This window comes from Streptococcus sp. 2342 (assembly GCF_013276795.1).
Classification (GTDB): Bacteria; Bacillota; Bacilli; order Lactobacillales; family Streptococcaceae; genus Streptococcus.
This window is the reverse complement of sequence record NZ_VMLR01000013.1, coordinates 39,186-51,578: the sequence shown is the minus strand read 5'-3', so window position 1 is coordinate 51,578 and position 12,393 is coordinate 39,186. Positions and strand designations below refer to the sequence as shown.

Here is a 12,393-nt window from a genome sequence, read left to right as displayed (position 1 = left end):
TTCACCTTGCCGTACTCAAGTACAGCCTGCGGCTAGCTTCCTAGTTTGCTCTTTGATTTTCATTGAGCATTAACTCCAAAAACACGAACATTACTCTTTGTTCAAAAATTGATCCAAATAATAACGTAGGTAACTTTTCTTGCCCGTAATCATCTGCAGACGACCTTCCACCCCGTACCGAAGTTTTTCAGCCTGCTCCGAAGTTAGATTAGTCTCCGCCTCGATTTTAAAGAAATTCCCTTTTTCAGTCTTGGTAGCTGTCGCATCAATACTTGTAATCGTAGAATCCAAGAAAATTTGATTCTTGGCATCATGAGTCGTCATATAGCGAACAGAATCACCGACCTTGACTCTAGCAACATCTTTGGAACTTAGATAAGCTGTAAGTTTGGCATTCCCTTCTTTTTCCAAGGACGGATAGAGTTGGGCTAGTAAGGCACCTTCTGCAACCATGGTAGAATCACTGGTCTCAGGATTAAGATGAAGCACCCCATCCTCACTCGCCGTAATTTTCCCCTTGTCTAAAAGATTTCCCTGTACCTTCTTACCTGACTCCACCTCCAAGATTTTCTGGTCTAGAAGGGTCAATTCCTGACCAACCTTTGCTAAGTGTTGGGATTTGAGAGACTCCAATTGACTGCTTAAGCCTGACGCATAGGCTTGCTGGGTACCTGAACCTGCATACTGGACACGGTAAGTAGCAAGACTGGATTCTAACTGAGAAAGCTGTGCTTCAACCTGCGCAACAGCCTGAGCTTTAGCTTGCGGATTTTCCTCACCCTGAGACTTGTAGGACTGGTAGAGAGAGTAGGCTAGATTCTGACTGGCCAAGGAAGCACCTGTTTCAATAGCTGACTTAGCTGTCTGGTAATCGCGAATTTTAGCTTCTGTTTGACTGATGAGGTTCCCGATTTCAGCTTGGGTTTGGCTAGCTGCTGCATTCTGGGACGCGATGGTCTCATTTTGTTGCGATGTACTAGCCCTAAGACTGCCTGCTTGACTGATGTAGTCGCGAAAGGTGGCTTGGTAGCCAAACTTATCCTCCTCTGGAAAGTGGTTCTCCCCTTCTTGCAGGCTCTTTTGCAAATACTCCAATTGCTTTTTTTGATCCTTAAGCATGTCCAACTGACTGGCATAAGACTCCGCTTGGACACCCTCTGCCCCTTCTTGATATTGAACTAACAGTTCTCCCTTTTTAACCAGCTTATTTTCTTCCAGATGATTGACAAGAATACGATTGTTGCTAGTAGACTGGATACTTGCAAGGACACGACTAGGCTCGACAGTAGCTCTAGTAGACAAACTCATCTCCTTCTCTGCAAATGTTGCAAATCCAAATAAAAACACAAGCAGAAGGGACATGGGTACAATCACCCGACTGGAAAAATTATGGTAACGACGATTATAAAACTCCGCACTTTCTAAAAATTCTGGTTTCATCCTCTCCTCTTTCTAGCTATTTACCAAATGGGCATAAAATCCACCCTGTGCAAGCAAATCAGCATGATTTCCTTCTTCAACAATCTTGCCCTGATCCAAGACAACAACCTTCTCTGTCCGCTCAGCAATGGTCAAGCGGTGAGCGATGAAAATCAAGGTCTTATCTAAAGCCATGAGATTATCCACAATCCGCTTCTCTGTCAAAATATCCAAACTGCTAGTTGCCTCATCCAATATCAGAACAGGCGCATCTGTCAAGAGAGCACGCGCCAGAGCAATTCTCTGACGTTGACCACCTGAGATCCCTGCCCCATCCGAAGTCAATTCTGTCTGGTAATTCAGGGGCATGCGCTCGATATCCTCCCGAATCTCTGCCAACTCAACCGCCCGTAAGATATCTTCCTGTGTCGTCCCATCCTTGGCTCCAAGGAGAAGATTCTCCAAAATCGTTCCGTTAAAGACATAGGGCTGTTGAGGCAGATAGTTGATATACTGACGCAGGGCTTTTTTATCAATCTGATTGAGATTGACACCACCCAGACTAATCTCTCCCTGACTTGGGTCGTAAAAATTAACCATCATCTTGGCCAAAGTCGTCTTACCTGACCCTGAAATCCCCACAAAAGCCACCTTAGACCCTTGGGGAACGGTTAAATTGATATCCGACAAGACGTCTCGACCATAGCCATACTTGTAATGAACCTGCTTGAAGGTCATATCTCCCTTCATCAAGCTCAAATCCTCAACTGTTTTCTTCTCCTCAAACTCAGAAGCTACTAGATACACTTCATTTAGACGGTTATTGGCAACCTGCGCTGTCTGAAGCTTGGTTTGCAGATTGATGATATTTTCCAAAGGATTGGTAAAGTAAACCAGCAAGGTATTATAGGTAATCAACTGCCCCAAACTCATCTTGCCATCCATGACCAGAACAGCTCCCATCCAGAGAATGCCGACATTAAGCAAGAGATGGGCAACCTTTTTCAGAGCCTTTTGCTGACTCTCTGCCCGACTATAGGTAAAGGATTTCTTCAGATAATCCACAAATTCCTTGTCAATTTTTTGGTAACGCTGACTTTCACTGGTCAAGGACTTAATAGTCTCAATACCGTTGATGTCCTCGATGATAGAAGAAGACAGAACCGCATTGGCTTCCATGGTATCCCGATTCATCTTTTCAAAAGGCTTCATAAAGGCAAAGATAATCACTGTGTAGATAGGAAGTGCCAATAAGGTCATGAAAAAGAGATTGGTATTTTGTGAAAATAAAACAAGGGAAATAATGACAACCGTTGACACATCTAGGAAAATCGAAAGAATGGTCGAAGCCAGCGCATCAATGATACTGTTGGCATCTGTGAAACGAGACACGATTTCCCCTGTTCTACGTGTCGCAAAGAAGGACATAGGCAGGTGAAAAACATGCTTGATATAGGACAAAATCACATCAATCGACAAGCGTTGCCCCAAAACAAGTAAGAGATACTCCTGAGCGTAAGACAAAATCTGCTGGAGAATATAGACGATAACCAGCCCAATAGAAATAATCCCAAGCGTCGAACGCATCTGATCTGGCACATAGGTATCAATGATAGACTGCAGATAATAAGAACCCACAATATTAATCAAGGTTACCAAGAGTGTCGCCAAAACGATATTGGCAATCAAGCCACGCTGCTTCACTAATATAGGGATAAAAGAGAGCAGGCCATTCTTTTGATCCTTATGAGGCTTGTAGTCTGGACTAGGTGCCATAAAAAGAGTCACTCCTGTCCATTCTTCCGCAAAACGCTCACGTGGCAGTTTGGTCAATTTCACCCCAGGATCTGGATCGGCAATATGAATGCTATCCTTATCCTGCCCAGTCACCACATAGTAGTGGAGCAATTTTCCTTCCTTAAGCACATGGGTAACAAAAGGAAAAGTCAAATCTGGCAAGTCAAAAAGCGTCATATCCGCCTTAATGGCTCGCGTCTCAAAGCCAATCTCCTCTGCCACCTTGACCAAGCCCAAGGCCGTCGTCCCATCCATGGTCGTCTTGGCCAATTCTCGCAAGTGAGCCAAAGAATAATAACTACCATAGTAGCCAAAAACCATGGCTAATGAAGCTACACCGCAGTCCATCTGATCCACCTGCGGACGATAGTGACGTTTCCCAAATTTCATATTCATCTCCTTTTCCTAATACTCAATGAAAATCAAAGAGCAAACCAGGAAACTAGCCGCAGGCTGCTCAAAACACTGTTTTGAGGTTGTAGATAGGACTGACGAAGTCAGTCACATATATACGGCAAGGCGACGTTGACGTGGTTTGAATTTGATTTTCGAAGAGTATAAACTCATCTGATAACAACTATCTTACCCTAATCCCCAAACAAAAACTGGACTTCCTTCCCAAATGTGCCTATCTACCTCCCAAATGCACTTTTAGGATAAAAAAATAGGCAGAACAAACGTCATGCCTAAAATATATATTTATTTCTTTTTCTTCCTAATTCTTTTGTCAATCATATACAACACGATAATCGAAAACAGCGGTGGTACAATATAACTCTTTTCACTCATTGTCAGATGAAATCCCAGAGTTGCTAGTATCTTAAAGATGAAAATATTCATCAAAAATAGAAAAACAAATACTAAAAAATATTTTAAAATCTTCTTCATTTCTTTTCTTCAACTCTCCTAATTTCTATAACTATTTTATCAAAAATACATGTAATACTCAAGGAAAATCAAAAAGCAAACTAGGAAGCTAGCCGCAAGCTGTACTTGAGTACGGTAAGGCGACGCTGACGTGGTTTGAATTTGATTTTCGAAGAGTATAAAACTCCAAATAAACACCTCAACTACACTTTTTTTGGCAAAAAATAGGCAGAACAAACGTCCTACCTACTAAAAATATGCTATTGAAAGGAAAATGATTTTTTTCTGACACCCTAGGCAAGCTTGGGACAAATAAATCATTGATAGTAACCTTTACGACATCCTATTTAAAGTTACTTCAATTTTTAATGTCCCTGCTATTTCTAAGCCACCTATGGTATGATCTATTCATAGTCAGAATAGATTATACCGTTCTAAATTACGATTCATAGTTACTCCTTTTGTTGATTCGTTACTATAAGACACCTATTCCCTATAGAGCGTCTACTGCTTCAAATTTATCTATTCTTTTTTCTTTACTTCTATATAAAAGAATGAAGACCATCATAAATAATGCAATCGTTGGTATATTGAAACTATCAAGCCAAGTAGGTAAAGATACTTTATTTATGTCAGCTACTAATCTGATGATGATATAAGACATTGAACTAAGTAATACCATGATTTCAGGCCAAACTTTCAGTATTGATTTAACAAATTTCATATTAAACTCCAATGTGATGCATTCTGAGATTCTAGCCTAGTCATTTTAGCACAGACTAACAAATCATTCTTAACTGTTTACTCTACTCGCTTTTTATTGACCTTATATCCTAGATAAAAGAGCCCAAATAAAACGGGGTAAATTTCTGAATAAAATAGGATATTGATTGGATTTTTCAAAATCAAATACGTTACGATGTAGATTATGAGCGATACGGTAAAATAACCCTCAGTAAAGCCTAATAAAAATGTTTTCATAGAAAGCTCCTATTTACCTGACAAGAATGGCGGAAAAACGCTACCATTCATATACACAAAATCCTTTTGATTCATGTTCTTCATTTATAGTTTTGATTATTTTTTGACAAATCTTTGCGAAAATACCAAAATATCCTGCGAAAAGCAAACCAACTAAAGTCCATTGCCAATTAAAGGATACTAACGAACCTGTACGAATCACGTGAAGCGCGACATTAAGAGTTATTCCCAACAAAGGACATATAGTGGCTAGTTTAGGTAACAATGTATTAAGATTAAGGTTGCAACTGTTCATTATCTAACGCCCACGACGAGCCAAATCTGAACCGAATTTGTAACCAGCATTAAAAATTTGTACAGCAGCATTCAGTACTCCTGCAATCCCAACTGCTTCCGCAAGACCAAAACCACCTTTTGTTCCCACTAATTCATCGTTAGATAATTGATAAAATTGTTCTAAGTTCATAGTCGTCATTACCCCTTTGTATTATATTTTATTGCTATGTAAATGATTAAAATGAGTATTGGATAGGTAAATACTTCTGAGACATCCATAAAATTCATACTATACTGTCCAGATAATATTTTATAGTCAATTAAAATTTGAACGACAGTAAAAATAATACGTAGCGATAACAATACCCCTAATAATATCACTTCTTTTTTTAAAAACATAGAAATGCCTCTCTGACTACAATCAGATTATGGTCTATTCGCATAATACCCCAAAGCTGCTCCTCCAGCAAAAAGCGCTGCTGCTCCACCTGCTACTGCTGCACCTATCTTCCAGATAGACACTCCGGCGATTACAAGAGGCAATGCTCCCCCATCCACATCCATCAACTCTTCTTCTGTAAGAGCTACAAAGTTCTGTTCCATTTTGTCAAAATTTGTCATCTTTTTTCTCCTCTTGTTCTATTTTTTCTAAATCTTATCTTCTAAAAAATGGGGTTCCAATAAATATACCGCGTAACAATAGACCTGTAATTAGACCCCGTTGATAACTTTCCTTGCTACCACCCACCAGCAAAGCTAAGTCGCTCTCCTTTAATACTTCAATAGTATACTTATCATTCATTTCATTCATCTCTTATCCTCCTAAAAACCAAAACCTCTACGAAATCCAATGTACCAATCTGCAAGGGTCTTCACCCAATTTTCTCCACCTTGAATATCGGTCAATTCTTCCGAAGTTAGCTCAACAAATCCATAGTAATGTTCTTTCATTATTTTATTCCTTTCTTTTTTCCTCTTACTTATCTATTCGAAAAACAATTCGAAAATGTACAACTAATTAAATTTATTTGAAAAATAATTTAGTAAACCATGGATAGAAAATTGGTAGATACATGAAGCAAACTCCTTTCCTTTTCCTCTCACTTATTTATTCGAAAAAGAATTCGAAAATAAACAACTAAATCAAAATTTATTTGAAAAATAATTTAATGTACCATGAATAGAAAATTGGTAGATACATAAACCAGACTCCTTTCTTTTTCCTCTTACTTATCTATTCGAAAAACAATTCAAAAATGTACAACTAAATTAAATTTATTTAAAAAATAACTCAGTGAACCATGGGTAGAACATTGATATAAACATGAACTAGGCTCCTTCCTTTTTCCTCTTACTTATCTATTCGAGAAAGAATCCAAAAAAATAAGAATATCAGAAAATTTTCCGACATTCTTATTGATAAATTTGTAAGTCTATTAAAACTATTCTACCTTGTAAAAAAATCCCTCGGTACTACCATTGATAAGTTGGTGTCCAAACCATAAGCGGTCTTGTGTAATATCAGACGAGTCAGTATAGCCATTATCTGAAGAAGAGGTGACAGACATGGTTATAGGGATTCCTGCTGGTAAAAAGGCAATAGCTGCACCAGCACCTCCATCTTTAGAAACAGAATTTGCCTTAAGATAGTGGTCAATTTCTTTAGCATGTTCAATTGAAATTTTGGACTTATCACTTACTAAACCATTTTTGTCGAAAGTAAATTCAATACCTGAACGATTCCTCCAAGTTCCTGAGACACTAGAAAAATCTCCATTTTGAATTGCAGTAATATCCATCCCTTTACTTTCTGACGGAAGGCTTGTTTCTCCATTTATGAGACTTGTGACAGATTTCCAAAAGAAAGATCTTATGTCAAGGGAAGGTGGTTTTGTCCCCAGTCCCTCTTCTGTATCTGATTCCATAACTAGTTCTAACAGTGTTCCATCCTGATTTAACTTGTATAGTTTAAGTTGGATTTGATTAGTAGATACTCGGGTAGATAATTGAAAATAACCATTTTCTAAAGGATTAAAATGTACTCGCTCTCCAATAAAGTCCAGATTGTTTTCTGCATTGGTCAGTCGAATAACTTCACCATTTTTAAGAGTTCGAATATCTAATAAATCGTAATAGTTAGAATCCATTTTTAGGGCAATCAAAAGTTCGTCCGTACCGTCTTGGTCTAAATCATACAAGCTATACTGTAATCCATAATATTCGTTAGGATAACCATTTTTTAAGTTTGCTTTTGAATTGATCTCTGTATGTGAAGTTGACGAACCATCTAATACTTTGGCATATTCTTTAAGAACAGGATTATATAGGGTGTAATCAGGTTTCTTCTCTTCCGATGTAGAAGAAGTTGAACTAGTACTTGAAGCAATTGCTCCAGAACTTGTTGCAGAAGTGTTTTCACTCTGATGTTGGCAAGCCGTTAAAATAGAGATAGCTAATATACTAATACTGAATAGAAATAATTTTTTCATATGTTTAATCTTACAATTTGAAATTGTTTTTATACCCACTCACCGTTGTAATTGACACGATAACCGTCAGGTGTAGTTGTATTGATTGCGAGTGCACCAGAGCTATAGGCATAGTACCATTTGCCAGATACTTTCATCCAGCCTGTTTTCATAGCTCCTGAATCTTGAAGGTAGTACCAGCTACCGTTATCTTTGACCCAACCTGTCTTCATCGCACCTGAGCCGTCGAGATAGTACCACGTGCCGTTGTCTTTTACCCAGCCAGTTTGCATCCAACCAGAGTTATCAAAACGATACCAAACACCATTGATTTTTTCCCAGTCATTAGTTGTATAAGTGCCATCTTCGTGTTTATACCACCAGCGACCATTCGAATACATCCAAGTAGATTTAGACTGATGGGTCGTCATGGTTGTATCCGTGTTAGAATAGTTTCCAGATGACGAACTTGTAGAAGTTGACGAGCTAGATGAATTCGAACCTGATTGAGTTATTGTGTTAGTATTTGAATTTGTTGAAGGATTTCCGAAAGTCACCTCTTTTCTAGCTTTAAAGACACGTTTTCTGTTGTCAACTGAGTGATCGTGTGGAGAACCTGCCTCTCCTGACATCTCCAAGATATATGTTCCAGCAGGAAACTGTCTGATATCGAAAACATCCCCTTTAAATTTATTGCTATAGATTAAAGGTAAAAGAAATTGGTCGTTGACGTCATTAGTTAGACCACTAAAGATGACATCATTATTATGTTGGTAGACAATCTTTCCGCTAGCCTTATCAATTAGAGTAACATTTCCTCTAGCTGCATTATCTCCTCCGTGTTGTAGTGGCTCTGAGAGTACACCTTCAAAATTAACTCCAAAATGATGAATTTCAACCTTTGTAATTGTTGCTTCTATTTGTTTTTCAGTACTCGTATTTGAGATAATATTTGCTTGATTATTTGATAAGACTTCTAGTTTGGTCACATAAGTGTAAAAAGGTGCCCCTTTCCCTACGTTTTCTCTAACATCGGCTGTTAGTTTGTAACGAACTCCATCTAATTCAAACTTCATGGTATAGATACCATAGTCTGTTGCTTTAAAGACAATTGTTTTACCGTTGAATCTAGCGAGATAATTGGATTCAAAACTTGCAAATTGCTTAGAGAATTCTTGTCTATAAGCATTATCTACCCAATTAACCGTTACAAAATTAGTTTTTGACTTTGAAGCAGATAAAACATCTGTTAATTTTTCTTTACCTTTTGCTTCTCTTTTCTCTACAAGAGTCACATCTGTTGCGACTAAATCTGTATCACGATAACCAGGAGCAGGTTCTTCAACATAAGCATTAGCTGCAGGAGACCAGAACTTGATCATCGGGACGCCACTTATGGCATTGACACTTGAAATTGTAGCTCCTGTTGCTAGGAGTGATAAAACTGCTGTAGTCGTTAAAACGATTTTTTTCATAATTTTTGTATTCCTTTTCTTTTTATCTATTTTTTATAATCTTATCCTAGACCCACTCACCGTTGTAATTGACACGGTAGCCATCAGGGGTCGTCGTATTGATTGCGAGTGCACCAGAGCTATAGGCATAGTACCATTTACCAGATACCTTCATCCAGCCTGTTTTCATAGCCCCTGAGCTATCAAGATAATACCAGCTACCATTATCTTTGAACCAACCAGTCTTCATAGCACCTGAACCGTCGAGATAGTACCACGTGCCGTTGTCTTTTATCCAGCCTGTTTGCATCCAACCTGAACTATCGAAGTGATACCAGATATTATCTAATTTTGCCCACTGATTGTAAGGGTAAGACCCATCAAGTTGCATAAACCACCAACGAGAGCCCGATTGTCGCCAAAAACCCATACCCCTACCAATATCTTGCATTTGAAAAAAGAAACCTGGTTTATTAGTCCCGTTAGACTTACCTTGTTTTGTTTTCTTACTGGTATGAGTTCCGATAGCCTTCAAATCTTTGTCAAAAAGATTCGCCTTGGTCGCAAATGTTTGAATTTGAGAAGAATCGACTTCTGTGTATTGAATGGCTTTTCCATAACCGCCAGCTAATTCTTCAGAGCCACCAGATGCTGTTCCGAAACTTTGTGCAACGGTAATCCATCCATTTTTAGTGACAGGGTTTTCAAAGGCTGCCAAACCCATATAGGTCAATTCTGAATTGATTAAGGATTCGTAGTGTCCAGTTTGACCAGATACACTTGCCCCACTACGAGATTTGACGTAATCTGCTTTTTCGTCATACCATTGATTAATAGCTGTCATAAATCCATCATAGTTCCAAGCTAAGTTTTCGGCTAGTGAAAAATTCCCTGAAGGCCAGGCACTCCAAATATCTTTATTAGATAAACGTTTATGATGCCTAGTTACAGAAGCTTCTACTGCCCGAACGAAGGCTGTTTTTTCTAGTTCAGTTGACCATTTGATCGGAACATAGCTAGTAACTAGACCTTCATCTGCTGCCTCTTTTCGAATAGCATTGATACGATCTAAGATAGCCTGTTTATCTGGCGTTAAGAAAGTCCCTTCAATCCCAACTAGAGTAGTACCAGAAGAAGTACTAGTGACCTCAGAGTTTAAGATATTGTAGGATTGACCATTGATTGCTTGAGTGGAAACCAGCCTATCATTAGCAGCTACTGATTGTGATGTAACAATTCCTACCCCAAGAAGTGATAGAGCTGAAATCGTTGCAAGTGTGAACTTTTTAGCTTTGGTGTCCATTTCGTGTCCCTCTATTTTTATTTATTGTAAAGTAATCAGTTTGTCCTAAAATCTAGACTTTTTTGGACAAACTTGATAAAATGAAAGTGTAATAATAATTGGTCAAAATGCTGGATTTTAGAACCTTTTTTCTAACGAAAACGCTTCTAAAATAGACTGTATTTTCTGTCCAAAAAATCCTAGGTTTTTTGACAAGAACTATGAATTCTTTATCCAATTATGAAAGGTGCTTTTTGATACTCCTAAGATGTCTGCACCTTCTCGTAAGGTTATTTCTTTTTTCTTATATTGAGCTATCACATCAGGGAGATTATTCGGGACAATCAATTTTGGTCTACCGAATTTCTTCCCTTTTTTCTGTGCTTCCCGTATTCCTTCCCTTTGTCTTTGTTTGATTTGTTCTCTTTCAAACTGTGCCACATAAGATAGGACTTGTAAAACGATATCGGAGATTAGTTTTCCTGTGATATTATCATTGCTATTCTTTGTATTTAATAAGGGGAAATCTAAAACAGTTATATTTACTTTCTTTTTCTTAGTAATTGCTTGCCATTGTTCTAAAATTTCATCATAGTTTCTTCCCAACCTATCAATTGATTTAATAACCAATTCATCATTCTCTTTCAAGGTAGTTAATAATTTTTGATATTCCATTCTGTCAAAATCTTTTCCTGAAACGTAATCAATAAAAATATTTTCTTTTGATAATTTGTTTTCTACTAAGGCTGAAAATTGCCTATCAATATTTTGTTCTTTTGTAGATACTCGAACATAACCGTAACTCATAAAAACTCTCCTTTTTACACTTATTGTAAAATATAAAAGAGGGCAAAATGCCCTCAAGGAGTAGTGTATTCAATTTCTAGCAATTATATATTAGTTCAAACTACTTCATCAAGACTTAAAAGTATGTAAAAAATCACAAACTAAGACCTTCTTCATTCCTTTTCTTCAACTTTCCTAATTTCTATACCTATTTTTTATCAAAAATACATGTAAAACTCCAAATGATGCAAATAGACACTTCAACTGCACTTTTTAGCAAAAAATAGGCAGAACAAACGTCCTACCTACTAAAAATATGCTATTTTGAAAGGAAATTGATTTTTTACTGACACCCTAGGCAAGCTTGGGACAAATAAATCATTGATAGCAACATTTACGACATCCTATTTAAAGTTACTTCAATTTCTAATGTCCCCGCTATTTATAAGCCACCTCTGGTATGATCTATTCATAGTCAGAATAGATAACACCGTTCTAAATTACGATTCATAGTTACTCCTTTTTTGATTCGCTACTGCAAGATTCCTATTTACCTGATAAGAGGAGAGATGGTCCTCTTTACATGTGCAAGATAATTTTGAATCAGATTCATCATTTATCGTTTTGATTATTTTTTGACAAATTTTTCTGTTTTCTTCTCCGAAGACTTTAAAAATTTTTTTCTAATTAAATCATCCATATAGGGACCAAATATACCAACTACTAAACCAATAATAAAACTTTTAAAATCCATAATTACCACCAACATGTCGCTGCATATGCCACACCTCCAAGTATAGCTCCTCCCGCAGCACCAGTTGCTGCACCTTGCCATGTTCCTGTTTTAATTCCTAGCTGAAGACCTCGTGCTGCTCCTCCTCCAACACCTGCTTTGGCAAAATCTCCCCAATTGCATCCGCCACCTTCAAGGCAAGCGAGCATCTCAGTATCCATAATTTCAAATTGTGACATCGTTTTTGTATTCATAACGAATGCCTCCTTTTTTATTTTAATGCTTGTCTTGTTGCAAACTTGACAAGTTTGGTATAGCAGTGTTTATTAA

At 37.7% G+C, this 12,393-nt stretch carries 16 protein-coding genes and 1 pseudogene; all 17 read right to left on the bottom strand.

Features of this window, described 5'->3' with window-relative positions:
* Nucleotides 1–90: 90 nt before the first annotated feature.
* On the bottom strand, nt 91–1,440 hold the full coding sequence (gene comB / locus HT689_RS09030; protein WP_173251723.1) for a competence pheromone export protein ComB: 1,350 nt from the start codon (nt 1,438–1,440) through the stop codon (nt 91–93).
* A 12-nt stretch (nt 1,441–1,452) separates the two neighbouring features.
* A complete protein-coding gene (gene comA / locus HT689_RS09025; protein WP_173251721.1) occupies nt 1,453–3,606 on the bottom strand; it encodes a peptide cleavage/export ABC transporter ComA in 2,154 nt (717 codons plus the stop codon).
* Nucleotides 3,607–3,915: 309 nt separating this feature from the next.
* Entirely contained in the window at nt 3,916–4,104 is a 189-nt protein-coding gene (locus HT689_RS09850) for a hypothetical protein (protein ID WP_240148114.1), read from the bottom strand.
* A 472-nt stretch (nt 4,105–4,576) separates the two neighbouring features.
* Entirely contained in the window at nt 4,577–4,807 is a 231-nt protein-coding gene (locus tag HT689_RS09020; protein WP_173251719.1) for a bacteriocin immunity protein, read from the bottom strand.
* 77 nt (nt 4,808–4,884) lie between these two features.
* A complete protein-coding gene (locus HT689_RS09845) occupies nt 4,885–5,064 on the bottom strand; it encodes a hypothetical protein (RefSeq protein WP_240148113.1) in 180 nt (59 codons plus the stop codon).
* 80 nt (nt 5,065–5,144) lie between these two features.
* Nucleotides 5,145–5,359: pseudogene (locus HT689_RS09840) on the bottom strand (bacteriocin immunity protein).
* 3 nt (nt 5,360–5,362) lie between these two features.
* A complete protein-coding gene (locus HT689_RS09015; protein WP_173251716.1) occupies nt 5,363–5,530 on the bottom strand; it encodes a class IIb bacteriocin, lactobin A/cerein 7B family in 168 nt (55 codons plus the stop codon).
* 8 nt (nt 5,531–5,538) lie between these two features.
* A complete protein-coding gene (locus HT689_RS09010; RefSeq protein ID WP_173280978.1) occupies nt 5,539–5,739 on the bottom strand; it encodes a hypothetical protein in 201 nt (66 codons plus the stop codon).
* Between the two features lie 27 nt (nt 5,740–5,766).
* Nucleotides 5,767–5,961: a class IIb bacteriocin, lactobin A/cerein 7B family gene (locus HT689_RS09005; RefSeq protein ID WP_000180815.1), complete on the bottom strand. Its 195-nt coding sequence runs from the start codon at nt 5,959–5,961 to the stop codon at nt 5,767–5,769.
* A gap of 34 nt (nt 5,962–5,995) precedes the next feature.
* Entirely contained in the window at nt 5,996–6,151 is a 156-nt protein-coding gene (locus tag HT689_RS09000) for a hypothetical protein (RefSeq protein WP_001004584.1), read from the bottom strand.
* Nucleotides 6,152–6,162: 11 nt separating this feature from the next.
* Nucleotides 6,163–6,291, bottom strand: a complete 129-nt coding sequence (locus HT689_RS08995; protein WP_000658223.1) for a smi_0059.1 family bacteriocin-like peptide — start codon at nt 6,289–6,291, stop codon at nt 6,163–6,165.
* Nucleotides 6,292–6,782: 491 nt separating this feature from the next.
* Nucleotides 6,783–7,829, bottom strand: a complete 1,047-nt coding sequence (locus tag HT689_RS08990) for a DUF6287 domain-containing protein (RefSeq protein WP_173251713.1) — start codon at nt 7,827–7,829, stop codon at nt 6,783–6,785.
* 29 nt (nt 7,830–7,858) lie between these two features.
* Nucleotides 7,859–9,283, bottom strand: coding sequence for an N-acetylmuramoyl-L-alanine amidase family protein (locus HT689_RS08985; protein ID WP_173251711.1), 1,425 nt, complete (start codon nt 9,281–9,283; stop codon nt 7,859–7,861).
* A gap of 46 nt (nt 9,284–9,329) precedes the next feature.
* On the bottom strand, nt 9,330–10,565 hold the full coding sequence (locus tag HT689_RS09925; protein WP_173251709.1) for a CAP domain-containing protein: 1,236 nt from the start codon (nt 10,563–10,565) through the stop codon (nt 9,330–9,332).
* 198 nt (nt 10,566–10,763) lie between these two features.
* A complete protein-coding gene (locus tag HT689_RS08975) occupies nt 10,764–11,351 on the bottom strand; it encodes a recombinase family protein (RefSeq protein ID WP_173251707.1) in 588 nt (195 codons plus the stop codon).
* A gap of 607 nt (nt 11,352–11,958) precedes the next feature.
* Nucleotides 11,959–12,084 (bottom strand): PncF family bacteriocin immunity protein, encoded by a 126-nt coding sequence (locus HT689_RS09920; protein ID WP_007284823.1) that lies wholly within the window; start codon nt 12,082–12,084, stop codon nt 11,959–11,961.
* A gap of 2 nt (nt 12,085–12,086) precedes the next feature.
* Nucleotides 12,087–12,317 (bottom strand): bacteriocin-like peptide BlpU, encoded by a 231-nt coding sequence (blpU, locus tag HT689_RS08970; RefSeq protein WP_049512844.1) that lies wholly within the window; start codon nt 12,315–12,317, stop codon nt 12,087–12,089.
* Nucleotides 12,318–12,393 lie beyond the last annotated feature (76 nt).